26 protein-coding genes and 1 pseudogene are annotated in these 23,629 nt (G+C 60.1%); 15 read left to right on the top strand and 12 right to left on the bottom strand.

Annotated features, from left to right (window positions below; genetic code table 11):
* The first annotated feature begins 621 nt into the window (after window positions 1-621).
* Complete coding sequence (locus tag GSQ83_RS10530; protein WP_158802852.1) at window positions 622-798, top strand: hypothetical protein; 177 nt, start codon at window positions 622-624, stop codon at window positions 796-798.
* 19 nt (window positions 799-817) lie between these two features.
* On the opposite strand, the gene GSQ83_RS10535 is transcribed toward GSQ83_RS10530, so the two are convergent.
* Entirely contained in the window at window positions 818-2,359 is a 1,542-nt protein-coding gene (locus tag GSQ83_RS10535; RefSeq protein WP_158802853.1) for a peptide chain release factor 3, read from the bottom strand.
* Window positions 2,360-2,637: 278 nt separating this feature from the next.
* Complete coding sequence (locus GSQ83_RS10540; protein ID WP_158802854.1) at window positions 2,638-3,474, bottom strand: transglutaminase family protein; 837 nt, start codon at window positions 3,472-3,474, stop codon at window positions 2,638-2,640.
* 104 nt (window positions 3,475-3,578) lie between these two features.
* Here GSQ83_RS10540 and GSQ83_RS10545 point away from each other — a divergent pair, with 104 nt between their 5' ends.
* Window positions 3,579-3,911, top strand: coding sequence for a cupin domain-containing protein (locus GSQ83_RS10545; RefSeq protein ID WP_158802855.1), 333 nt, complete (start codon window positions 3,579-3,581; stop codon window positions 3,909-3,911).
* Window positions 3,912-3,984: 73 nt separating this feature from the next.
* On the top strand, window positions 3,985-5,694 hold the full coding sequence (locus GSQ83_RS10550; RefSeq protein WP_158802856.1) for a dihydroxy-acid dehydratase: 1,710 nt from the start codon (window positions 3,985-3,987) through the stop codon (window positions 5,692-5,694).
* A 58-nt stretch (window positions 5,695-5,752) separates the two neighbouring features.
* On the opposite strand, the gene GSQ83_RS10555 is transcribed toward GSQ83_RS10550, so the two are convergent.
* The 4 genes from GSQ83_RS10555 to GSQ83_RS31195 all read right to left on the bottom strand — a co-directional run bounded on the left by GSQ83_RS10555 (window position 5,753) and on the right by GSQ83_RS31195 (window position 7,020).
* The gene (locus tag GSQ83_RS10555; RefSeq protein WP_158802857.1) at window positions 5,753-6,022 is read right to left on the bottom strand and encodes a hypothetical protein; all 270 of its coding nucleotides are present in this window, start codon (window positions 6,020-6,022) and stop codon (window positions 5,753-5,755) included.
* On the bottom strand, window positions 6,019-6,297 hold the full coding sequence (locus GSQ83_RS29845; protein WP_216850035.1) for an AraC family transcriptional regulator: 279 nt from the start codon (window positions 6,295-6,297) through the stop codon (window positions 6,019-6,021). The genes GSQ83_RS10555 and GSQ83_RS29845 overlap by 4 nt, the downstream gene beginning before the upstream one ends.
* 306 nt (window positions 6,298-6,603) lie before the next feature.
* Entirely contained in the window at window positions 6,604-6,915 is a 312-nt protein-coding gene (locus tag GSQ83_RS31190) for a LysR substrate-binding domain-containing protein (protein ID WP_216850036.1), read from the bottom strand.
* A 9-nt stretch (window positions 6,916-6,924) separates the two neighbouring features.
* Window positions 6,925-7,020: a LysR family transcriptional regulator gene (locus GSQ83_RS31195; protein ID WP_371417993.1), complete on the bottom strand. Its 96-nt coding sequence runs from the start codon at window positions 7,018-7,020 to the stop codon at window positions 6,925-6,927.
* A 76-nt stretch (window positions 7,021-7,096) separates the two neighbouring features.
* Between GSQ83_RS31195 and GSQ83_RS29855 the strand changes: the two genes are divergently transcribed.
* Window positions 7,097-7,342 (top strand): SDR family oxidoreductase, encoded by a 246-nt coding sequence (locus tag GSQ83_RS29855; protein WP_256367222.1) that lies wholly within the window; start codon window positions 7,097-7,099, stop codon window positions 7,340-7,342.
* Between the two features lie 232 nt (window positions 7,343-7,574).
* Here GSQ83_RS29855 and GSQ83_RS10575 read toward each other — a convergent pair whose 3' ends face one another.
* Window positions 7,575-8,156, bottom strand: coding sequence for a helix-turn-helix transcriptional regulator (locus GSQ83_RS10575; RefSeq protein WP_158802858.1), 582 nt, complete (start codon window positions 8,154-8,156; stop codon window positions 7,575-7,577).
* A 178-nt stretch (window positions 8,157-8,334) separates the two neighbouring features.
* On the opposite strand from GSQ83_RS10575, the gene GSQ83_RS10580 reads away from it, so the two are divergent.
* The gene (locus tag GSQ83_RS10580; protein WP_158802859.1) at window positions 8,335-8,541 is read left to right on the top strand and encodes a hypothetical protein; all 207 of its coding nucleotides are present in this window, start codon (window positions 8,335-8,337) and stop codon (window positions 8,539-8,541) included.
* Between the two features lie 574 nt (window positions 8,542-9,115).
* Here GSQ83_RS10580 and GSQ83_RS10585 read toward each other — a convergent pair.
* Window positions 9,116-9,751: a TetR/AcrR family transcriptional regulator gene (locus GSQ83_RS10585; RefSeq protein WP_158802860.1), complete on the bottom strand. Its 636-nt coding sequence runs from the start codon at window positions 9,749-9,751 to the stop codon at window positions 9,116-9,118.
* A gap of 196 nt (window positions 9,752-9,947) precedes the next feature.
* Here GSQ83_RS10585 and GSQ83_RS10590 point away from each other — a divergent pair, with 196 nt between their 5' ends.
* From GSQ83_RS10590 to GSQ83_RS10600, 4 genes and pseudogenes are all read left to right on the top strand, one after another.
* Window positions 9,948-10,694, top strand: coding sequence for an SDR family NAD(P)-dependent oxidoreductase (locus GSQ83_RS10590; protein WP_158802861.1), 747 nt, complete (start codon window positions 9,948-9,950; stop codon window positions 10,692-10,694).
* A gap of 303 nt (window positions 10,695-10,997) precedes the next feature.
* Complete coding sequence (locus GSQ83_RS10595) at window positions 10,998-12,335, top strand: FAD-binding oxidoreductase (protein WP_158802862.1); 1,338 nt, start codon at window positions 10,998-11,000, stop codon at window positions 12,333-12,335.
* Window positions 12,336-12,441: 106 nt separating this feature from the next.
* A pseudogene (locus tag GSQ83_RS30945) lies at window positions 12,442-12,585 on the top strand (response regulator); the annotation flags it as partial.
* Entirely contained in the window at window positions 12,571-12,969 is a 399-nt protein-coding gene (locus GSQ83_RS10600) for a winged helix-turn-helix domain-containing protein (RefSeq protein WP_305782245.1), read from the top strand. The pseudogene GSQ83_RS30945 and the gene GSQ83_RS10600, both read left to right, overlap by 15 nt.
* A gap of 454 nt (window positions 12,970-13,423) precedes the next feature.
* Here GSQ83_RS10600 and GSQ83_RS10605 read toward each other — a convergent pair whose 3' ends face one another.
* The 3 genes from GSQ83_RS10605 to GSQ83_RS10615 all read right to left on the bottom strand — a co-directional run bounded on the left by GSQ83_RS10605 (window position 13,424) and on the right by GSQ83_RS10615 (window position 15,097).
* On the bottom strand, window positions 13,424-13,834 hold the full coding sequence (locus GSQ83_RS10605; protein ID WP_371417994.1) for a GFA family protein: 411 nt from the start codon (window positions 13,832-13,834) through the stop codon (window positions 13,424-13,426).
* 216 nt (window positions 13,835-14,050) lie between these two features.
* Window positions 14,051-14,398: an SDR family NAD(P)-dependent oxidoreductase gene (locus tag GSQ83_RS10610; protein ID WP_158802864.1), complete on the bottom strand. Its 348-nt coding sequence runs from the start codon at window positions 14,396-14,398 to the stop codon at window positions 14,051-14,053.
* 150 nt (window positions 14,399-14,548) lie between these two features.
* Window positions 14,549-15,097, bottom strand: a complete 549-nt coding sequence (locus GSQ83_RS10615) for a carboxymuconolactone decarboxylase family protein (RefSeq protein WP_158802865.1) — start codon at window positions 15,095-15,097, stop codon at window positions 14,549-14,551.
* 816 nt (window positions 15,098-15,913) lie between these two features.
* On the opposite strand from GSQ83_RS10615, the gene GSQ83_RS10620 reads away from it, so the two are divergent.
* Both GSQ83_RS10620 and GSQ83_RS10625 read left to right on the top strand, forming a co-directional pair.
* On the top strand, window positions 15,914-16,339 hold the full coding sequence (locus GSQ83_RS10620) for a PRC-barrel domain-containing protein (protein WP_158802866.1): 426 nt from the start codon (window positions 15,914-15,916) through the stop codon (window positions 16,337-16,339).
* Window positions 16,340-17,740: 1,401 nt separating this feature from the next.
* A complete protein-coding gene (locus GSQ83_RS10625) occupies window positions 17,741-17,941 on the top strand; it encodes a DUF4142 domain-containing protein (RefSeq protein ID WP_216850039.1) in 201 nt (66 codons plus the stop codon).
* A 1,242-nt stretch (window positions 17,942-19,183) separates the two neighbouring features.
* Here the strand turns inward: GSQ83_RS10625 and GSQ83_RS10635 are convergent.
* Window positions 19,184-19,540: an OmpA family protein gene (locus GSQ83_RS10635; protein ID WP_371417995.1), complete on the bottom strand. Its 357-nt coding sequence runs from the start codon at window positions 19,538-19,540 to the stop codon at window positions 19,184-19,186.
* Window positions 19,541-20,015: 475 nt separating this feature from the next.
* Here GSQ83_RS10635 and GSQ83_RS10640 point away from each other — a divergent pair, with 475 nt between their 5' ends.
* The 4 genes from GSQ83_RS10640 to GSQ83_RS31200 all read left to right on the top strand — a co-directional run bounded on the left by GSQ83_RS10640 (window position 20,016) and on the right by GSQ83_RS31200 (window position 23,175).
* Complete coding sequence (locus GSQ83_RS10640; RefSeq protein ID WP_158802868.1) at window positions 20,016-20,222, top strand: hypothetical protein; 207 nt, start codon at window positions 20,016-20,018, stop codon at window positions 20,220-20,222.
* A 1,144-nt stretch (window positions 20,223-21,366) separates the two neighbouring features.
* On the top strand, window positions 21,367-21,840 hold the full coding sequence (locus GSQ83_RS10645) for a hypothetical protein (protein WP_158802869.1): 474 nt from the start codon (window positions 21,367-21,369) through the stop codon (window positions 21,838-21,840).
* A gap of 76 nt (window positions 21,841-21,916) precedes the next feature.
* Complete coding sequence (locus GSQ83_RS10650; RefSeq protein ID WP_158802870.1) at window positions 21,917-22,474, top strand: sigma-70 family RNA polymerase sigma factor; 558 nt, start codon at window positions 21,917-21,919, stop codon at window positions 22,472-22,474.
* Window positions 22,471-23,175 carry a ChrR family anti-sigma-E factor gene (locus GSQ83_RS31200; RefSeq protein ID WP_158802871.1) on the top strand — a complete coding sequence of 235 codons (705 nt, stop codon included), beginning with the start codon at window positions 22,471-22,473 and terminating at the stop codon, window positions 23,173-23,175. Before GSQ83_RS10650 ends, GSQ83_RS31200 begins: the two co-directional genes overlap by 4 nt.
* The last annotated feature ends 454 nt before the right edge of the window (window positions 23,176-23,629 follow it).

Below are 23,629 nucleotides of genomic sequence, written 5' to 3' on the forward strand. Positions count from 1 at the left end.
GCGAGTGCACCGGGCCATTTTGTGTCGCAATCGGCGCTCTGATCGGAAAATGGCAAGGTCTCACCCACTGCATCGAATCTCGTAGAGTCTAGCCGTAGGCTAGGCGGATTCGTCCCGCGCTAATCGCAGATGCCTAACTTCAGAATTGGACCATCGTTCTTGCCGTCTTCTTGGGCCGATCTTCGGTACAGCCCCAAAAGACTTTAATCGTTGCGAGACGCTGATCGTGGCGTCAATTTTCGCAATCACCGCCCGGCGCTTCAGCACCACACAAACGCCTCGCAGGCTAACCCCATCAAAACAATATCCATAGAGTAACGTCGCGCATTACGGGGCAAGGACTCCCCGTGGGAGGCGGCCAGCGGCGTGCATCTCTGATGTCGCACGCGCTCATGAGGCTTCGCGGACGCATCGATATATACAATCATGAAGCGTTGAATCTGGGCCACGGGAAGCGGATGCGGGTGCGGTAGTCCTGGCAATCGCGGTATGATAACTCTCAACCGCCGACCGACCGGGATCGGGCCTTTCGGCCGCTGGTGGAGCGGCGCTGGCTGATCTAAGGAGGCTGTGCGGAGCCGCCCCGACTTCGGAGCGGCCGGCCAGAGAGGGAGCCTAAGAGTGTCGGGCATACTGAGAGAGATCATAGGGTTCCTGGTATTCCTGGCCCTGGCCCTATTCGTGTTCTTTCACTCCCGGCCGAATTCCACGCATGACCAGCGTGTCGGCTTCATGATCGTCATTGGCGCGTTTTTCTTCTTCTTCACGGTCTATAACTGGAAGTTCGTGGGCTTCTGACCCCTCGGTCGCCGGGCTATCAGGCGGCCTCGAGCCGGACGTCCTTGATGTCGCGGAAGGTGAGATCGGGGTTGGTCTCCATCGCCCGGCGCATCGTATAGGCGGAACTGGCGAGATAGACCGGGTCGCCATCGACGTCATCGGCCATGGACGTCCTCTGCGCCGCCACGAATTTCGCGAGCGGCACCCGCTCCCCGGAAACCCAGCGGGCCACCGAATAGGGCGTCTGCTCGTAGCCGATCGCGACGCCGTATTCGCCGGCGAGACGGGTCAGCAACACGTCGAGCTGAAGGGTGCCGACCACGCCCACGATGGGCTGCGAGCCATCCTGCGGGCGGAATAGCTGCACGACGCCCTCCTCCGCCAATTCCTGCAACGCCTGCCGCAATTTCTTGGCCTTCATCGCATCGTCGAGCCGCACCCGGCGCAGCAACTCGGGCGCGAAATGTGGCACGCCGACGAAGTTGAGGCTCTCCTCCTCGGTCAGAGTATCGCCGATGCGAAGCGTTCCGTGATTAGGAATGCCGACCACGTCGCCCGCGAAGGCCTCCTCGGCCAGCGCCCGGTCCCGCGCGAAGAAGAACTGCGGCGCGGTCAGCGGGATCGTTTTGCCGGTGCGGACCTGTTTCAGCTTCATCCCGCGCACCAGCCGGCCGGAGCAAACGCGGGCGAAGGCGATGCGGTCGCGATGATTCGGGTCCATATTCGCCTGGATCTTGAAGACCAGGGCTGTGACGGCAGGCTCCATTGCCTCGACCACCCGAGTATCCGCAGGCTGGGCGCGGGGCTTGGGGCCGAAATCGGCCAATGCGTCGAGCAGATCGCTCACCCCGATCTCCCGGATGGCGCTGCCGAAGAAGACCGGCGTGAGGTGGCCTTCCATGAAGCTGGCCTCCTCGAAGACCGGCAGCGCGGCACGGACGAGATCGACCTCCTCCCCGAGCGTGATCATGCGATCGTCGGACTGCGGCAGCTTCGTGGTGAGGTGGTAGTCGCGGGTCCGCAGGTCATAGGTGCCGACAAAGTCGCTGGCACGGCCCACGGGCCAGGTGACCGGCGCGGTATCCAGCGCCAGGGTGGCCGCCACATCGTCCAGCAGTTCGAAGGGGTCCCGCGCCTCGCGGTCCATCTTGTTGATGAAGGTGATGATCGGGATATTCCGCATGCGACAGATCTCGAACAGCTTGCGGGTCCGCGCCTCGATCCCCTTGGCGGCATCGATCACCATCACGGCGGAATCAACCGCCGTCAGCGTGCGGTAGGTATCCTCGGAGAAATCCTCATGCCCCGGCGTATCGAGCAGGTTGAAGACGCAGCCGCCATATTCGAAGGTCATGACCGAGGTGACGACGGAGATGCCGCGATCCCGCTCGATCCCCATCCAGTCGGAGCGTGTGGAGCGGCGCTCCGCCTTGGCGCGAACGCTGCCGGCGAGCTGGATGGCGCCGCCCGCTCGCAACAGCCGCTCAGTCAGCGTGGTCTTGCCGGCGTCAGGGTGCGAGATGATGGCGAAGGTACGCCGGCGCGCGATCTCGGTGACCAGGGAGGTAGGGCTATTCATCGGACACCACCGTAGCCGGATGATGCCGGGAAGGCCGTGATGGCCCTCGGATCGCAGGCGAGGGTCGGGGCAGGCATCACGCGTCCAATCAGTTGCGGGAGATCGATCCGGCGCGCGGCAAGTGGTGGTTCGGCGCAACCGGAGCCCGGGCGGCCGCTGATCACGGCGCCGCCCCGGACATCAGAGCAGCCTCATATCGAAACCACCTGCCGGGCTCAAGACCCATGCCGGAACACCGGCTGTCGCGAGACCTTCGGATTGACCGGTCGGCGGCCAGCTTAGCCTAAGCGGATCGCCTGCGTGGTGGCCGGGCTCTGTTCCCCGTCAGCCTCGATATGGACTTGAGGTATGTCGTAGCTGACCGCGCCGAAAGCACTGCCGAAGGCCACATCCGCGGCATCGCGCCCGACGCCGATGCGCACGAGCCCGGCGGGATCGGACATGCGGGTAGGGTCGAACAGATACCAGCCGGGCCCGTTGGGACCCTGGAGAAATGCCTCGAAGACCGCATGGAAGTCCGGCGGATTGAGGCGGAAGGCATAGGCGCTGACATAGCGGGCGGGGATGTTCATCGTGCGGCAGAGCGCGATGCCGAGATGCGCGAAGTCACGGCACACACCCGCGCGCTGCGTTACCGTGTCGAAGGCCGAGGTCATGGCGTCCGAGACGCCGCCCTCATAGGACACGTAGTCGTAGATCCAGTTGCAGATCCCGTTCACCCGCGTGTAGCCGGGCTGAAGCGCCCCGAAGGTGCTGCGCGCGAACCGGTCGAGCTTGTCCGATTGGCAATAACGGCTTGGGTTGAGGTAGGGGAAGACATTCAGAGGCAGATTGGAGGGATTGAGTTCGGTAACGGCATTGGGATCTTCCAGGCTGGGCGTGAGACTGACGACCGCCTCATACTTCACGATCAGTTCGCCCGGCGACGCGGTCACCCGGAGATAGCGGTTGCCGGTCTCGGGCATCTGCCACTGCTCCTGCCGCAGGGTCGGCGCGATTTCGAGGCGTTCCTCCTCGATGACTTGCCCAGCCGACTGCTGCGCCTCCACGTTGAAGATGAACGTCGTTTCGTTTGTGGTCCGATAGCCGAGCCTGCAGCCGAGTCTGAAGCGCATTGCTGGTTCCCAGGGCCAATGATCTGCCAAGCTTACGCGTGGGCCGAGCGGCTCGAAAGACAAGAGCGGGAAGCCCGGTGCGCGCGAAAACGAAAGGATTGACGATGGTGGATCGCAAACCCTTGGGCACCTACCCCCTGGCGAACGGCCGGATGATCGGCCGGGTCGAGGTTCAGCGCCTGACTCTCCCGCCCGGCGGCAAAACAGGCCTGCATCGCCACCCCTGCCCGGTTATCAGCTTCGTCGTCGAGGGCAGCGTCACGGTTCAATTTCTCGGCGAGGAGCCGCATACCTTTACGGTAGGGCAAACGGTCTTCGAGCCTGCCGACACCACCTTGCAACGCTTCGACAATGCCTCGGACTCCGCGCCCGCCGTCTTTATCGCGACCTACCTGCTCGGTGAGCAGGACCGGGAGCTGATCCACTTGCTCGAATAGGCTCGCCGTCTCGGCATCGGCGGTAAGCTGTGCCAGACCGTGTGAGGCTGAGACGAACTAGAGGACCGAGACAATGAGCGACGAAGCCAAGCCGCGCGGATTGCGTCGCGGCCTCACCAACTACGGCGATTTCGGCTTCAGCGGGTATCTGCGGCGGTCTTTCGCAAGTTCCATGGGCTACAGCCGGGAGATGCTGGAGCGGCCGATCGTCGGCATCTGCCATTCCGAGAGCGGCTTCAACAACTGCCACCGCGCCATGCCGGAACTTGTCGAGGCCGTGAAGCGTGGCGTTCTGGCGGCGGGGGCGCTGCCGATCGAATTTCCCACGGTTTCTCTCGGCGAGGTCTTCCTGGTGCCGACCAGCCTGAAGTTTCGGAACCTCATGTCGATGGATGTCGAGGAGATGATCCGCGCGCAGCCCATGGATGCCGTCGTTCTGGTCGGCGGGTGCGACAAGACCGTGCCGGCGCAGCTCATGGGCGCGGTCTCCGCCGATCTTCCCGCGATCCAGCTGGTGACCGGGCCGATGTCGACCGGCCGCTATCATGGCGAAAGGCTCGGTGCCTGCACGGATTGCCGCCGCTTCTGGGCGCGCTACCGCGCCGGCGAAATCGATGACGTGGAGATCGCCGAGGTGGAGCAGAGGCTCGCAACCACGGCCGGCACCTGCGCGGTCATGGGCACCGCCAGCACCATGGCCTCGATCGCCGAGGCGCTGGGCATGATGCCGGCCGGGTCCGCAGCCGTTCCCGCGGTGGATGCTTTGCGGCTGCGCCTCGCGGAGGAAACCGGCCGCATGGCCGTTGGGCTGATTGGCTCCGACCTCACGCCCAGCCACATCATCACGGAGCAGGCGCTGGAGAACGCCGTGCGCGTTCTGCTCGCGATCGGCGGATCGACCAATGCGGTGATCCACCTTGCCGCGATCGCCGGGCGGCTCGGACTGCAACTCGACCTCAAACGGCTCAACGTCCTGTCCGACACGACACCGGTTCTGGTCGATCTCAAGCCGACGGGGGCTTTCTACATGGAGGATCTCGCCGCCGCCGGAGGTATTCCCGCCGTCATGCGCGAACTACGCCATCTCCTGAACCTCGATTGCCTGACAGTCACCGGGGAGACGATTGGCGAGCGGATCGAGCGCTGGGATCCTTGGGTCGATCGCGCGGTTGTCCGGGCGCGCGACCAGCCGGTTCAGGATGAAGGAGGGCTTGTCGCGCTGTTCGGCAATCTTGCGCCGAATGGGGCCATTCTCAAGCGTTCGGCCGCCGATCCGAAGTTGTTCGAGAAGGAGGGACGATGCGTGGTTTTCTCGTCGCTCGATGATCTCGCCAATAGGATTGACGATCCGGATCTTGATGTGCATGCCGACGATATCCTTGTGCTCAAGAATGCCGGGCCGCGTAGCGAGTCTTGCATGCCGGAAGCAGGCTATTTGCCGATCCCCAAGAAGCTCGCGCGCGCCGGGGTCAAGGACATGCTGCGAATTTCCAACGCGCGCATGAGCGGCACGGCTTTCGGGACGATCGTGCTGCATGTTTCGCCGGACGCAGCCTCGGGCGGTCCATTGAGCTTCGTTGAGACGGGCGATGTGATCGCGCTGAGTGTGCGTGACCGAAGCATCGAATTGCGTGTCGCTGCTGACGAGTTACAACGCAGAAAAGCCGCGACCGCTCCGGCCGCCGCCGGTCCGGCGAAGCGCGGCTACGACTGGCTATATAGCGAATTCGTCACGCAGGCCGAGTCCGGCTGCGATTTTCGGTTTCTGCAAGGAAGTGGCTAAAAATCTGAGGCTGAGATCAAAGATCCATAAGACATCGCGCCCTAATAGTCGGTCGGGGTTAGTTTGTAGTGCGCCGTGTTGCAGGCGTCTTCATCGCGGCGTGAATGACGCACAGGATGAGTCCCATTTCGTCGGTGACGCATGAGACGGGGTCGTCATAGTCTACGGCATCGGCGAAGATGACAGCATGGCCTTCATCGAAGGTTTCAAAGAGCTCGAACACCTTCCTTGATGCAATGCCGCCGAGATGGGCTTCTTGGTCTGTATTCACACACGGGCGACCTTGTTGAGCGGGAACGCTTAACGTGGCCGTGATGACGAGTTTCATGTGCGGGAGGAGCGGCTCGTCCGCTTGGAAGCTGACGCTCGGCGCCATTGCGCTGGCGTAATGCCCATATTCTGCTTGAAGACGCGTTGGAATGCAGCTTCGGATTGATAACCGACCGTCTCGGCGACGGAAGCAACAGAATTCAATGGTCTATCCAATTCGTTGCCCGCCAAAAAAATCTTGCGGATGTCCAGCAGAAAGTCCGAAAGTCCGCAGCTGAACGGCCAAGATTTCTCTGGAAATAACGTGCGAACGTCGCCCGCGACATATTGCAAAGGCGGGAGAGTTCCGGGAGGGTCCAGGAATGAGCCGGACTCCCTAACATGGCTGCCAAGGCTGGGGAAAGGCGAGGATGAGCGGCGAGCGCCAGCAGACCTGCCGGAGCGGCGTCGTTTGTGCTCGCAAGTCTCAACGTCAGCGCAAAGAGCGCAGCTGATAGTCTGTTCAACAGAGCGCGCCCACCCGATCCGGCATTTTCGCTGAAAGTCATTTTGAGTCCTGGTCGACTGCTGGCCGGACCAAGCGGTGCGCCGCTGCCGGCGTGCAGACTATGCGCCACACCGGATGGCACCAGGAGAATGTCACCGCTGTCGAGACGATGCGATAATCCACTTTGGAGATCTTCTAAGATAGCCGATCCGCCAGTGGAGCATGGTAAATCCGATATCAGCCTTTCCGCTTTCCACCATATCAACGACACCCGGCGAGCTCCGGCCGAGCATAGAAAGGTTTGCCCTTGGTAGTTGGGCTATATATCGTGCGAAGACGGGACTGATGAAGTAGGAACCCAGGGTGTGAATGGTCGCAACGCGCAATGTGCCCTCGGTCACGCCCTCCTGGCGGCGAAGTTGCAATATGGTGTCATCAATATGCGCGTACGCGGGCCGTGTCATCTGCTCGAGTTATTTGCCGGCGTCAGTGAGAACTACGCCGCGGCCATGCCGTTCGAACAGCAGATGACCGAGGTATCCTTCAAGGCTAGCAAGTAGTCGGCTCAAGCCCGACTGGGTGAGATCGAGTTCCTCGGCCGCCCGCGAAAACGAGCCGCAGCGTGCGATTTAAGAAAGTCTTACGATCGAGGCGTGGCCGGCTCTCAAGCTGTCCAAAGGATCGGTGCTTCTAACCTCTGGGAATTCGGCATTGTTTCCTAAGGCCGCCTATGCTGCCGTGGGCACCATCAACGCGGCCATCGTGGCTCTTGCCAAAGCGTTCGCGGATAAGGGCCTCAAGGATGGTGTGCAGGTGAACAGCGTGATGCCGGGCCCGGTGATGACGGGACGGCGCGAATCTTACATTAAGCATTGGGCACCGCTCCCATAATGTGTCGGTTGAGCAGGCAAAGGAAAAGTTCCTCGAAGAGACGGGCATCGACCGGTATGGCCGACCGGAGGAGATCGCCGACCTGATGGCCTACCTCGTGTCACCGGCGGCTCACTGGATGAGAGGCGGAGCCAGCAATCGTTATGAGTTCAACGCTCCAAAGCGGCACCAGCCTAAAGGTGACCAATGATTGGTTCGGCTATCCGTATGGATGGTGGCGAGGTAGCGTGGTCTAGGGCTCTTCCTTCTGATCAACGACACGTCCGATCGCTTCGCGGTGAACGCGCATGAGAAGGCTTTCTGAAACCGCATCCCAATTAGAGATCGAGGGGCGCATCCCGTTGGGGTCAAACATCAGATGCAGTAGATTGCGTGGCTTTGGGCGCGAATCCATATCGATGAATTTTCCGAAGAACGTGGGTGCAGCTTCGTTAGCCATGACCACGTTCCAGTAGCGGTCCATGACCACGGCGGGGAATGGTTCATGCTGACGCAGGACGCGCTCAAGAGCGTTCACGATGCTCTCCATCTCCGGTGCATCCAACGCATTGTCCGTGTAAATGGGCGCATATCCAGCCGCCAGAAGGAACCCATTGCGTTCCCGCAGTGGGACGTCGAGACCCTCCGCGATGTCCATGAGTTTCTCCCGGCTCGGGATGCTGCGCCCGCTTTCGATGAAGCTAATATGTCTTTGAGAGACACCAGTTTCGAGCGCCAGATCAAATTGGCTATTGGCGCGCGCCTCACGCCAATAGCGCATCAGTTTGCCCAGCCCGCTCTCCGGCCGTCTGGCTTCGCGTCCGTTAGGTTCCATCCTGCTGTTCCTCACCGCGGACTTACTTCGCCATCTAGTCTAGCACATTTTCTTCTGCACCTGATTACCTCTGATGTAATTGGATCCATTTCTGCGAGGGTCTATCTGAGTTGTCGAACGGGTCACTGGGTGATGTGCCCATGGTCCATTCACTTCGCCTTTGGGAGGGTAAGCGAAAATGACAGAGTTTCCCGTTAGTACCATCGACTCTGCGCCCGAGCGCTCGAGACCGGTCTTGGTACAGTTGCAGGCCATCTTCGGCATGATCCCGAATATTCTCGGTTCCATGTCGACATCTCCGGTGCTGATCAATAGCCTCGTCGGCCTGTTCCAGAAGGTCCACGGCGGCAGCTCACGGAAGACCAAATACAGACATTGCTGCTGACCAACGCGGTAACCAATGAGTGTCCTAGGGCCATCGCGCTCCATACAGCGCTGGCACTCAAGGGAGGATAAGAGCCTGCTGACGTTCAGGCCATTCGGGAACGCCGGCTGCCTAAGCATAAAGTCTCGCTGCTACTGCTCCTGATCCTTGTCGGGCTGGAGAAGACACTAAGGCGTATTCTGCCGACCTTTTGGCGGCAGCCCGCTTCCAGCATGCCATGTGGCGGTTGGAGGACCTGGGCCTGCATCGTATGGCAGTCGACAATATCGGAAATGCCGTCAGCCGCGGTCGCCTGGAAGTGGAGGAGGCGAGACTCGAGGCGAGCCTTAGAAGGGCGCATGGCGACAGTCGGCGCCTTGACCATCGGTGTCGCTCGCGCGAGCGCGAGGCGTCCATGAGGGGCCGAGGGCGCGGAGCTTTTCGCATCACTGAGATCGGCGGTGTTGGTGCGGCCCACCTCTTCGATGGCGTCAAACAGCAAGAGTTTACTGCACGGGATCTGCACAGCGTCGAGCGCCTGCCTTCGGCGAGCGACCGCACTGAAAACATTGACCCAACCTGGGCCCGAACCCCGCTACATCTTCTCCTTCAATAACGAGTGAGCAGCGGCCTTCACTAACCAACGCTCTGCGCGTTCATAGGTCCATCCATTCTCATTATGCAGGGTGTAGTAGCCCCAATAGCCAAAGTAGAACCACAGCAGATCGGCGGCGTCCTCCAAGGTCAGTCCAGACCGGAGGCCTCTCAGGCTTGCGAGGTGCTGAGCCACAACCAGGAACCACTTCCGGTAACGAGCCGTGGCCACAGCGAGACTTTCGGCTACCGCTTGGTCCTGGGGGGCGGCGTCGTGCATGAAATAGGCGATGTCGCCGAACTCCTCCCGCATGGACCGCACAACTCCCGCCACGCTCTCGATGATTGCTAGAGGATTGCGAAGAGCGAGAATGCTGCTGAGCGCCGCCTCATTTCCGGGTGCTGTGCTCCAAATCTCCATCAGCATGCGTAGCAGCCCGACTTTGCCGCCTACGGTCGTGTAGATCGTAATTGGAGCCACCCGCGCGGCCCGCGCAATGTCCTCGACTTTGGTTTGGGCGTAGCCCTGCGCCGCGAAGAGCCGGCGTGCTGCCGCAACAATCGCGGCCCGCGTTTGCTCCGCGTACTCCTGTCGGCGAGTCTTCGCCTCTACGACCTTGACGCGGGCCCTTGCCAAAATCCGCTTGCCTCCGATATAGTGTAACTATAGTGAACGTGGTAGCGACTTACTCGACATGACTAGGATACAGCCGCAGCTTCACGGCTGTCTAGGGGAAGGGCACTTGAAGGGGGACTGGAGCTTTGAATAGATGAGACCGAGGGGACGAGCGACCAAACTCACCCGTACGCTGCAACCGTCGAGGGCGAAACGTATGCCACAAATTGCAAAGATAGCCCTCGTCACCGGGGCCAACCAGGGAATCGGATTCGAGACCGTCCGCCAACTTGCTGAGAAAGGTGTGACGGTCCTACTCGCAGGTCGATCGCTCGCGGCCGCTGAGTCAGCTGCGGCAAAACTGCATACTGACGGCCTAGTAAATGTCTCGCCAGTCAAGCTTGATGTAACGGAGGCCGCCGATCGTACTGCTACAGCGCAGCTTATCCAGAGGCAGTTTGGACGTCTCGACATACTCGTCAACAACGCAGGTATGACGGCGCCTCAAGGGACCCTAATGGAGAGGCTCACCATCAACACGACGGAGGAAGAGCTCCAACTTGTATTCGAAACGAACCTCTTTGCGGTGCTCCGACTTACCAGTGAGGTGCTCCCGCTGCTAAGAGAAAGTGGCGGAGGCCGCATTGTGAATGTTTCCAGTATCCTCGGATCGCTCAACTTGCACGCCACGCAGGCCGAAGCTGTGTCCTATAACAAGCGCTTTGCATACAATGCGTCGAAAGCTGCTCTCAATCTCTTCACGATCCAGCTTGCCCAGGAGTTGGACGATACAGACATCAAGGTGAACTCTGTTCACCCAGGATGGGTGAGGACGAGGAGTGGGACGGATCTTGCGCCGATGGAACCGTCGGAAGGCGCTAAGACGAGTGTTGCGGCGGCGCTGATGGGCGCCGACGGTCCAACAGGGACTTTCTTCCACTTCTCCGAAACCATTCCATGGTGACACGCATGCAGACTTTTGGATGAATGACTCTGGTATGGCGTTTTTGAGTCCACCGATGCCGAGACGCTCTTGTGAACGGGCGGATTCCTTGCCGCGGTTTGGCGGCTTTCGATAGCGGCAGAGACTGATCTGCCGACAAAGCCATATGTGCCGCTGGAAGCGGCGCATGTGTGGGGTTGCGAACCGGCTTGCTGCCGGGTTTGCCTAAAACGCAGAAATCTCCGGCTGGTGTGTGCGCAGCCGATAGTTAATGCCCCGTGCTTGCGGCCATGCCGGGAAGCTCGGTGCGAAGAAGGAACAAATATGGGTATAACCAAACATTTGATCGCGGACCTCGGTGCAAAACTTGCAGGCAGGGTGATCCTTCCATCACATCCCGAATATGACGCAGCGAAGGAGATCTGGGTCCGCACCTCGGCCCGTCCGCTGGCGCTCGTGAGGGCGCGCAGTGCGGCAGATGTTCAAGCCGCCGTTCTCGCCGCCAGGCAGACCGGGCTGCCGCTCTCCGTCAAGGCTGGAGGTCACGACTGGACGGGGCGCGCCTTGTGCGACGGCATCGTGATCGACCTGTCGGAGATGCGCGGCGTTTTCATCTCATTGGACGGCACCCTGGCGCAGGTTGGCGGCGGGGCGCGCGCTCGCGACCTTACCCCTGAGACCGACAGGCTGGGTCTGGCGGCCGTGACTGGCTCAGTCGGCGTGGTCGGACTCGGTGGCCTGACGCTTGGCGGCGGCTACGGGCCCCTAACCCCGCGGTTTGGCCTGGCCTCGGACAACCTTGTCGCTGCGGAAGTGGTGCTCGCTGATGGAAGTGTCGTAACGGTAAGCGAAGAGGTTAACGAGGAGCTGTTGTGGGCGCTCCGAGGCGGTGGCGGGAATTTCGGAGTCGTGACACTCATGTCGCTTCGGCTGCACCGCATTCGCGGGCTAACTTATGGACCGATTATGTATCCCGCAGTCGAGGCAGCTGCGGTGTTCGCCCGTGCGGCTGACGTTTGCCGCCACGCGCCGGATGCGCTCACGGTTCAACTTGGATTCATCTCGGCACCCGACGGGCAGGAAGTGGCCGCCGTGGTTCCGGGCTGGTGCGGCGATCCGGCGCAGGCTGAAGCTGAGATAGCACCGCTGCATCGCCTCGGCACAGTGCTTGGCGCGGATGTTCGGTATCGTTCGTTCACTGAAGCGCTGGCGATGTTCGATGGGCCGATGACGCAAACGCATGACGTGTTCATGGAAAGCTGCTGGCTTGCCGATATTTCGCGGGAGGTCGCGGAGGTTCTGGCATCGCAAGGCGCTCGCCGGCCTGGGCCCGGCTGCTCGCTCCTAACCCATGAGTTTCGCGGCGCTGCACTGCGCGTGCCGGTCGGAGCTACGGCCTTCGGAATGAGAACCAGGCATGTGCTGCTGGACATCGTCGCCCAGTATGATGGCGGGGACGGCTTGCGTGAACGTGAATGGGCCCGGGAAACGGTAGCGCTGCTGACGCCTTGGGCCTTTCCGGCGACCTATCCGAACCTGGCGCGGCGCGACGACCCTCGGGTTCAAAGAGCATACGGGCCGAACGCCGAGCGTCTGGCAGCCGCGAAGCGGCGCTTCGACCCCGCCGGTTTGTTTAGCTCCGCACTCGGCCTCCCAGTTTAGGACGGCTTCCGGCTCGCGCATCTAAGCGGCCGTCGCTTTTCGGCAATCGTTCGCGAAGGCGGGGGTTCTGTAGCAGGTTCTGGAGCGGCTGTAGGATGGGCTAGATCTTCTGCGGGACATTCGAGCTCGCTCCGACGTGCCGGTTATTGTCGTGACTGGGCATCGTCGTGACGAGATTGACCGCATGGTCGGCCTGGAGCTCGGCGCGGATGACTATGTCACCAAACCCTTCGGTATGCGGGAGCTTCTGGCGCGCGTTCGAGCGGTTCTGCGACGTCAGGAATTCAGCCGCAGACCGTCGCGCGACGAGCCGTCTTCAGGCGGCTACCGATTTGACGGCTGGGAGCTCGATGTCCGCGAGCGCAAGCTAGTCAACGCAGCGGCTGAGCCTGTTTCTCTCACAAACGGTGAGTACGCGCTGCTAGTGGCCTTTCTAGCTTCCCCTGGGCGGTCCTTGTCTCGCGAGTACCTGTTACAGGCGACCCGCGTACATGAGGATGTGTTCGACCGCACCATTGACGTTCAGGTGCTTCGGCTGCGGCGTAAGCTGGAATCTGACCCCAGTGCACCGCGCGCGATCCAGACCGAGCGCGGCATCGGCTATCGCTTCGCCCTTCCGGTCAGGAAGCTATAATGCGAGCATCGTCCATCTAGGCGAAGCGCCTCTGGAGGTTGCCGGCAACGCGACAATCGAACTACTGCAAGAGACGCATTCGCGGTCCCGCGGCGGTCCGTCTATCGCCTCCAGCGTGCGACGTGTGGCAAGAAGTTCTAGTTAGCGGCCATGATGGCGCAATTGATGGTATTCGGGAAGTCGTCGGCGGATGAAGCACTTGGAGAGGAATCAGCGATGGAGTGCAACGCCCCAGGGCGCACCAGGGTCAGCCGAATCGCCTACGAGATCTGCGCCATGCAACCTCGAGCGCCGCATTTCGCCAGGCTGCCGGGACCCGTCGCAGGTTCGCGGCGTTGATGCCCCACCGAGGATGAACCCGACCCGGCGCCACCGCTGCTTGCCCTAGGGTCCGGCACCGGCCAGGCCGGTTTGCAATGCGTGGGCGAAAAAGGTAGAGAGCGGCCGTCCAGATCTATGTCGGGAAGCGTTCGAAGGCTGGTAGCGTGTGCGCTGATCTCATCCAGCCGATCCTATCAGCAGTCTGCACCTGCATCTTAGGAGCTATCGCATCGGGATCGTCGAGTACCGCGATCCGCACCTGCACCATGCCCATCTGTTCGAGGAGCGCGTTTGTGAAGAACAGCCCGGTGCCACAAGCACAACAGAAGGAGCGGCGTCCGCGCTCCGAGGAGGCGTAGACCTTTGGCTCGCCGCGCATCGTGACTGAAACCGCGGGAACCATTGCCCACGCCAACATTGGTGCCCCAGACTGCCTGCGACAGTCGTTGCAATAACAGACTGTACTAAGTACTGCCTGGTCCGGCATCTCGAACTGAATTCCACCGCAGCGGCACCGCCCTTGGATCATGAAAAACCCTCTCATTTAAAAAGCCTACTTCTAGTGCCGAAGGTCATCTACCTTAGTGCAGGTTCCGGCCGAAGAGCGCTAGTATTTGGTCCAGCCACGCTCAGCAGCGGCATGATTGTAAATGGGGAAGTCTGGCTTCATCGAGCCCCGCGCTGCCGGATATAGAGCCGGCTGTTGAGGTCATGGTGATGCGCTACGTTGCGGCGGGCGCGGACGGTCAAATTGAACTGATCAAGGGGTCGGCGCAATTGGCTGGCGTAGCGCCGAAGCCAAGTGACTAGAACTCCGTTTGGAGTGGCCCGGAGACGCACCGGCGTACCCATACCCGGCATTATTAACCAGCACGTCGACTCCGCCGAAGCGATCTCTAGCTGCCTCGACCGCCACCTTCACCTGATCGAGTTTGTCGACGTCGAGTTCCACCGCGAATGCGACGTCGGCATAGTCCTCCACTATGTCACCGACAGCGGAGGGGCCCCGCGCGTTCGCCACGACGCGGCACCCGGGCTCCAGGACAAGCGCTCGACCGAGCCCTGTCGAACATCCGGCGATAAGCCAGACGGCGTTCCGGTCAATCATCGCTCAAGCTTCCTGAGTGCCGGCACTGCTCGGCCATGAAGGTGGCAGAGCTGAATATTGCAGCTCCAAGGTGGAGGCCGATCCGGCTCGGGATTATCCAAAGATTTTGCAATCAGGCCTTGAACGTGCTGACGCCCTGAACTGGTCGCCTTACGGTTGCCAAGCGTGTGATTGGAAGGGTTCCTCCAGCGGCGTTCTTGTAACGCTTCCGGTATAGTTCGTGATCGTGGATGCGGCGACCACGGCAATCACTTCGAGCACGAGATCCTTGCCAAACCCAGCGGCGATGAATGGCTCGATGTCCTGGTCCTCGAGGCGACCGCGCTCCTGGATCAATGTCTTAGCGAGGGCCGACAGAGCGGCCAGCTTCTTATCCTTGGGCAGCCGGCGTTCCCGAATGGCCTGAACGTCAGCAGGATCTAGTCCTTCCTTGAGTGCCAGGGCCGTATGGAACGCGACGGCCCAGGAACACTCATTGGTCACCGCATTGGTCAGCAGCAGTATCTGTATCTGGTCTTCCGTAAAACTGCCGCCGTGAACATTCTGGAACAGGCCGACGAGGCTATTGATCAGAACCGGAGATGTCGACATGGAACCGAGAATATTGGGAATCATGCCGAAGGTGGCCCGCAACTGTTTCAGAGCGGGCTTGGAGCGCTCGGGTGCAGTTTCAACGGTATTAACAGGAAAATCCGTCATGTGCGTTTACTTCCAAAAGACGAAAGTGAACGAGATCATGGGTACATTGCCCAGTGACTGCTCGTTCGACGGCCCGAATAGACCCTCACTAGAGTGGATTCAATTACATCAGAGGTAATCATATTAAGAGCGGGATGTGCTAGATAGCGAAGTGAAGACCGCGACGAGCAGTAGCGAAGCCGCCCGGGAGAGCCGCCGCGGACTGACGCGTGGGCCTCGCTTTCTCGAGAGCCGGCTAGCCACCCCGCCCTCCCCAGGGACGCCGAGGCACCCGCACCATTTTGCCGGTGCGCCGAACTGAACCTCGACCAGCCCCTGGTCCACCATCCCTTCCACGATCACATGGATGCGCCAGATGCCTGTGACCTCCTTGAGGTCGTCTATCCGCACCCACTCGCCAACCAAGAGGGCGGATAGGAGCTTGGATTCGTCCTAGTGAGGTTGGGCATGGCGCCTCGTCCTAAGCGACGGGAACGTCCCGCCGAATACGATCTGCTGAGGATCTAGTGCGCTCCGTTACGCCAAGACCCGCATCTTCTGCAGAGCACCATCGTCACAGCGCAGACATGACGTCGGTTTTGGGAGCCTGAGGAACGGCGCAACCAGTCGGTGATCATATCCCCACTTCCGCCAATACGCTTGCCAAGTCGGTTAGAGATAGAACCGGGACCACAGGCGCGATCGTAATAGGGCCTGATGATCACGTCTTCGTCGAGGGCCCACAAGAGCCTGCAACCGGCGAATTCTGAACCTATTTTGTCGAGAGCTTCGCGCGAGCTGAACATTTGGCGCCGAAGCTCAGAAACGGAGGGAACTATGGTCAGCGATGAAAACCCAAGTAACACCGGCGGAAGGCTGATCGCTGCCAGCAAGGTTAACGGGACGGCCGTCTACAACACGGCGGGCGAAAGCCTCGGCAGCGTCCACGACGTGATGCTCGACAAGGCTTCGGGCAAAGCCGATTACGCGATCCTCAGCTTCGGAGGATTTCTGGGAATCGGCGAGCGCTACCATCCGCTACCCTGGAACCAGCTGACCTATGATCCGCAGGCTGGCGGGTTCGTGGTCAATCTCGATCGCAGCCGACTAGAAGGAGCGCCAACTTACGCGGCTGATGATCTCAGCCTGTGGGATGAGCGACGTAGCGCTGACATCGACACCTACTATGGCGCCAGTCCCGGGATCGGTCCCGCGCCAGGCCTGGGTGACGCTGGATTGGGAATAGGTGGGGCTGTTCGTTAAAACAGCGCGAGTGACAGTGGCGCCGGCGGCCAAGCCAGAGGCCACTACACTGACCCGTCCTTTTGACTAGACGACGCCATGAGCCGCCGCCCACACGTCTGGAAGCCATGGCACGCTGAACCGAGCCCGGCTGACAATGCCGTCGTCATAACTCTGGAAGAGCTCGCGGAGATCGCGGCCGGACGCGCAGATCGCCGCCGGAACATAAAGAAGCGAGGCAACGCTGCCTTTCGGGCGCGACGGAAGGCCCAACGGGAAAAGGAAGATGATCTCGACGAGTGACTTCAGGATCGCGCGTTCAGCGCTCTAGGGACGGTCGAGCTATGGGCAGTCATCAACGCAATAAGTGCAACGTGTGTGCAATCAGGGGTGACACCTTCCCATCGCAGTCAAGTGAGTTGTCCGCCCCAGCGCTTCCGCTCACTGTGCTGAGATGCTCACACGAAACCCCAATGAATGTCGCGCCGGCTCCTAAGTGGCGCCTAAAACTGCTCGCGCTTGACGGGGAACACGAGGCGAGCCGCCTGTTCGACGACCTCAGGGCCCTGCTTGGCGACGCACTTCAACTTCGCGAGGAGCGCCCGGAGCTTCACCTAATTGTGACGATTCCTCCGGAGGCGTCGGAGGAAGATCGAAACCTTCTTAAGCAGATTGCCAGTCGCCTACCCCTAGACTCCGACTAGCTGATCGCCGTCGCGGAAGAAGCGTTCGCTGGTGCAAGCTGGGCTGCGTCACCATCTTGGTCGGCAGCGCCCCTGGCATCGCCTTACCTCTGGCTGCCATCTTAGCTTAGCGACTGCGGATCATTAGCTCGAAATATCGCCGTTGGAGCCAGCGGTCAGCAGTTTCTCATAGATCGCAGCCGGCAGGTTTTTTGGCACGTGCGCTGCTCAGAGCCGTCGCGGAACCACAACTGAAGCTGGCCGGCTTGATAGTCTTGCGAAATCGGGGTCCGGAAATGCTGGCATAACTCCCATTTGGGGCGGGTCACCGGACCACAATTTAAATGTCGGGACGTCGACGTTCACGGCCAAAAGTGACGAACCGCACCAGCCAAGCGACTCCATAGATCGCGGCAGCCAGAGCCGCCCACTTCGCAAAGGCGGCCCAAGACTGTGTGATTTGGCCACCTAGTGCAGCGAAGGTCATGATGCCGACGATCACGAGCACGACGGACGCGACCCATGCAAAGCCAGTAGATGACGTTGCCGATCCGCTCAAGCATCTCGCATGCTCACCCGGCTCGGGCCTACTTCGCTCGATGAACGCTGTTGCTCGCAGACCGCATCGAGCTTTGTGCAACACATCTTCGAGGTCACCTCTTGACCCCAGAGGTCCCGCGCCTGAGCTGCTCGATCGCCTCCGGCCTGCCAGGGGCGATGCAGACAAGGGACCTTGATCGTGAAACGCTCGATCGTCATGGGTGCTATCATTCTCCTTCTTCCGTTTGGCGCGATGGCTGCGCACGCGGCGGTTTCCGCTGAGGATAAAATCTTCGTGCAGCAGGCCGCAATTGGCGGCTTGGCCGAGGTCCAGGAGGGACAGCTGGCCGCCGCACAGGGCGGCTCGGCGACCGTCAAGCGATTCAGCCAGCAAATGTGACCCTGCACGACAGGGAGTGTCTTTGTCGCGAAGGCCCTCAGATCAGAATCGCTACCGCTTTGAATCGCGGTCTCCATGAGCAGCTCAGGCTAACTACCAATGGGTCAGCGGTTGGATGCAGCCTCCAGCGACTGCCCAGGAGGACGCCAGCTGAAGATTATTTCCCGTGAGCACGACTAGATGGACCCGGTCGGTTGCCGCTGGGTACTCATCGTGACGGCACTCGCCGCTCTCGTCGTCATCGCCCTCTTTATCGTATTGCGTTGGTAAAACTTCTTTGCGATACCGATGCGGTCTGACGCATCGAGGCGAGGTTTCGGCTCAGGATGAGCCGTCGGTCACCGGCTCGTAGCCCGGCGCTATTGTTCATCGCATGGTTCGCAGGACGGCAGCGTAATCTGGGCCGAGTGCCGCAACCGCGCCATCTTCGACCCGACGACCCATCAAAGGACTGATTTCGTGCTCATCATGCGCGACATCACGGCGCAGAAGACGTTCGGCGGCCGATCGACCTCTCCGCCCGTTACGGCGGCGAGGAATTCGCCGTGATCTTGCCTTCGACCGACTCAGCGGGCGCCGTCGCCCCTGGCGGAGGCGGCGGATTTGTCACCGCAAGCCTTGGCGGCGCAACGGCACACTGCCGGACGGGGGCACGATGGTCTCTCCTCGCAGCTGCGGACACCCCACTCTACAAGGCGAAGCAAAGTGGCTGGAACCGAGTTGCAACTGGTTTACTGTTAGCCCCGGCAGACCAGGATTTGGACCGCTGCGCGCCTGGTTCGCTATGAGTGTCGCACTAGCGAAAAGGCCATTAGTTCCTGTCCGCCACGCCCATGCTGTAACGACCACATTATCGTCATGCGGACCTTCTGGAGCCACGCCAGAACTTTGCTGTGTAAATCAAGCTCGGCGGGAAGGTATGGTGCAACGAGGCGGACTGAGCCATTCGACTGTCCTAGCATCCACACTTCGGCAAACCGCCCCATTTCTTCCCGCCATGCCAAGTTAGAGCTGGAGTTCAGTCGACGTGCGTTTGCAAAATGGAAGGCCGCGAGATTTACGGGTGCGTAACTAGGCCGGAAGCTCCCGCCGGTGCTGAATCAAAGATCCAGACAAAAGGTAGTATACTACGTACACGGGCAGGCCCTAGCCGCGCGGATCGCGGTGAGGGGCACTGTCACAGTACTGGGGCTGACGCGCGAATCGTGACCGGACGAAGTCGGAGGGCCAATTCACCACTCCTTACCATCTGCTTACATTGATCTCCACGCGTCGGCTCGCGACACCCGGATTGTTGCCGGTCTGTCCGCGACCATGCCGTGAGATGCGGTCTGATGCCACGCCATCCGCGACCAATGCATCTGCCACGTGCTGCGCGCGTTGCTGCGACAGCAGCACATCGGCTTGCGCACTCGCGGCGCTGTCCGAATACCCGCGCACAGTTACGGTAGCATCAGGCATTGTCCTCGCCTCTGCTGCCGCGCGAGCAATGATTGCCGCGGCGATTGGATCGACAGTCACGGAGTCTTGCTGGAAGAAGACTATGTAATCCGGCTTTGGAACAATTCCTAGCATCGTGCAAGAAGCCAAAATACACATTCCTAGTATGATCCAAAAGTGGCGCACGGACAGACCTCATTATTGGGCTTCTGCAGCCTGAATTTCGAACAGTGGCTGAAGGCTCTCAAGCCCACAAGAAAGATGTTGATAGTGGCACTCACTTGTGATCTGGTTCCAGCTCTGGGCGCTTGGTTGGGGCCCGTAAGATGGCCGGTCAGGAAGCGATCAAAGTCGGAAGAGTCTGGTACAGTGTTTAGAGCGACTTGAACTGAGGGGCAGTCTTGCGCACCTATTGATCTATGAAGGTTATAGGTAATTTGTAAGGTTGCACAGGCTCGAAATGCTGTTGTCATTCATCCTGAAGCGGACTGAATTAATCCAGGAACCACCTTATACGAGGCCGTAATCCGAGATCTAAGCTTCCACAATCTGAGCGGTCAGAGATACCAAAGCCGGATCAATCGCGTAGTGCCGCGGTCCTAAATCGTCGTCTTCGTCATTCAGCTCCCTCATCATGCGGCTCCATACGGCTAACGCGAGCGGCAATGTCGTAGTCCACCAGGAGATCACCCCGAGCGCGATAGATTGCGACAGCGACAGCGCCGAGCAAAACGTCTTCTGGGAACCCACCACAGACCATCCCAATCGTGCTCATGCCAGCCTTGGCGGCAGCCTCAATGTCGCATGCGTGTCACCCACCACCACGACATCCTTCGACTAATGGGTCGGATAAGCGCCTATCTAACCTGAAGTTACGTGGCTCATACGTGCCAAAATAGACCACGCAGGTGATACCTTCCATCTGCGCAAGTAGACATTCACTATGCGGTGATGGATGTATGCGCGGATATCGACCCTGAACCGCTAGAATGAGACACTTTTTCACCTGCGTCGCAGAATCAAGTTGCCAACTTCGCGATATATGAAGCGGCATCATACAAGATCACGGTTACGTTATCAAGCAATCATCTGAACAAGTAGTCAGTCTACCTTTGGGTAATTGATCGAGCGAGGGCGCCTGAAGTGCGGGCATGCAACCCGTATCCCGAGTTCCAAACTGTGTTGTGAAGCAATTTCGAACTGGCATGCGATCCTTTCCAGATGTAGTAGGGCACAGAAAAGTGATAAATCCCAAATAGGTCGTATAGCATTGTTTGCGGCGTTGAGGGCGACGAGCGCGTCGGTTGGCGTGACGATTGCAACCCCGCCGCCAAACGGAACCGATCTTCGTCGCTTCTATCTCCAGAAATCGTCATATGATGTACGTTACGGAATTCGATGCGTTCCATATTGCGGATTTGTGAGGGCGGGTGACTCGGATACGGTGGTTCACACCCCAAACGCCGCGACCGCAAAACACAGCGCGAGCGCAACAAGCACTGCTGTGGCTTCCACTGCCGGCACTCCTGCCAAAACCTGTGGCGCCGCCAACAACCCCGCCTTCACATCACCATGGCGGCCATCACCACGGCTCCTTGCCAGGTGGCAGTGGCCACGGCCACGGTTTGTCGAGTGGCAGCGGCAGCAGCTCGGGTGGCCAGGAGGACCGCAGAGCGGACGGGATTGGCTGCGCGGGATGATCTACTATCCGCGGGAGGCGAAGGTATCAGCGCCGTGACCCCTCTACAGTGTTTGACAGATCAATCAGAAGTGACGATGCGATAGCTGGCTAAGCGATGAGATGGCCCCACGTTAGTTCGGCACGCAGGTCAACGACCACGGCTCGGTTCATCTCCGGGCTCTAGCATCAGCGGAGTTGCCTCTGAGAGCTGCCGTAGCCGTAATATTATGATCATGTGGGTGAGCAGCTCCGGAGAGACTGAATCAGCTGAGACGTTCATATGACGAGCAGATGGTTGGTAGTGATGAACGCCGATCCTCGCAGAGTCGTACGTTTCGCCGAAGTGACGCTCTGGACGTGGACGGGCTGGGAAACAGCGTCGGGAATTTATCAATCATGGACGTCCGTCCCCAAACTGGCTGCAAATCAGTTGTCAGGACTCATCTTTGTTACCCCGTGGACAATACACGAGCTGATCGTTGCATTCTATGTGATCGGTGCGTGTTTGTCGGCCTGGATCATATGGCAGATTGGTGCTGGTAAGCGATGGGCGAGGAGCAGCCTACTTCTGAGCTTGCTGGCCGATGCAATATGGACGGCGGCACCACCCTATAACAATATTCCAGGCTACATGTGGGCGATACCCGATCTCGGACCGCAGGTCGCCGCGACCTATCTTCTGTACTTTCACCCTGGGCGGTTATGGTTCGAGGAGGGTCTAACGCCGCGTGGCTATCGTCGTGAAAGAGGCGCGATTGGTCCGAGGAAGGAACTGTGATCAATATCAGGCTTCAGCGGGTATTGAGCGCTCAATGCATCTCGGGCCAATGTTGACGCATGGACTTACCGCTCTGATGCCTGACATTCGTTCCACGCCTAAGCTGGCAGATTGTATTGAAGCCGTCGCGGTGTCGCGCGACCGCATAGCGTTTACGGTTCTCTTTCGATATTACATGCCTCGCTTGAAGACCTACTTCGGTCGGAGAGGGCTGACACCGACCGCAGCGGACGACTTGGCGCAGGAGACCATGCTCAGGCTCTGGGACAAGGCCCACTACTTTGACCCCGAGAAGGGCCATCCTTCCCCGTGGGTATTTACAATCGCTCGCAACTTACTCGTCTCGCGATTTCGAAAACCGCGCCTCGGTGTGGTGGACGCCGATGTATCAGCATTTGAGGACCCTGGTCCCTGGCCCGACGAGCGGCTAGCTCTGAACGATTCTGATGTAGAACTGTATCGGGCGCTGGCGGCACTACCCGAGATGCTTGTCGATCTGCTGGAAGCATCCTTCCTGGACGGGAAATCGCATCAGCAGATCGCGCAGCAGCAAAATATGCCTCTCGGAACGGTCAAATCACACCTAAGGCGGACTTTAAAGCGGCTTCGCCTCGTTCTACGTCAAGAGCCATGACACCAGATACTGGAACGCAGCCGCGAAGACATCCAAGCGATGCGACGCTGCTCGCACACGCTGCGGGCACACTTGGAAAAGCACACCGCCTGGTTGTCGAGATCCACGCGGAAAGCTGCTCGGATTGCCAAGGAGCAATTCGCGCCGCTGAACGGGTGGGGGGACTTCTGCTCGATGAATTGCCGCCCACCGCAATAACGACCGGCGCGCTTGAACTATGTCTGACTCGACTGGAAACTAACGAGCGCTTACCATCCTCGCGGGGACCGGAGCGCTCGACTTCGCATGACGAAGCTTGGTCGGCGCTCCTGAAGGGAGGCGTCGTGCTTCCGCCGGAACTGCAGAAGCTTCGGCCTAGACGAATTCGCAGGCTTGCGCCGGGCATTCTCCATGCCACGCTTTTCAGTGACCGCGACGGTAGGTTGCACGTCATTCGCGTGTCGCCGAACGTGGCACTTCCGCGGCATAGTCATCCAGCTGGCCTGGAGCTCACTTATGTGATGGCAGGGTCGTTTCACGATGAGAGCGGCCGATACCAAGCCGGAGACGTGGGCGAGCAGCCCGACTGCGATGGATCGGACCGCGCGCATTCGGTGAGAGCCGACCCAGGAGGGGACTGTATCTGCATTTTGGCGACAGCAGGGCGCCTCCGGTTCGAAAACCTCCTACCTCGCATGCTGCAACCAGTCCTCCCATTCTAACGACACTTAACCGGCGTAATATGCGAGACGCCCCATGTCGTGGAAGGAACGCAAGCGATCGCGAGAGTCAACCCGCCGCGGTGAGTGTATTAAGGGAATGCTACGCTGAGCTCCTCTGATGTAGGCGCTCCAGGCGAGGCGTTCGCCTGGACTTAACGGCCTAATCGCATCAATGAAGCTGCCGCTCATCCCTACCCTTCACCCGGCGGCGCGAACCTCGCGCCGTTGCGCCACCTGGCGGCAAGATCCTGCATAATGCGTTCCTCCTCAGAAAGCATCTCGTAGGGCACGGGCTCTGGCGGCTGAGGCCCCATTGCGGCGCCATCGATGGCACCGAAGCCGATGCGCAGTCCACTGAGTGCAGATTGATCGGGATAGGGGGATGTCTCGCGACGCCACCCCTCCCACACCACCGGGCATACGGGTCACGTACCACGGCGGTTCGACCGGGTTA

The sequence above is a fragment of the Acidisoma sp. L85 genome (assembly GCF_009765865.1).
In the GTDB taxonomy this organism is placed as follows: Bacteria; Pseudomonadota; Alphaproteobacteria; order Acetobacterales; family Acetobacteraceae; genus Acidisoma.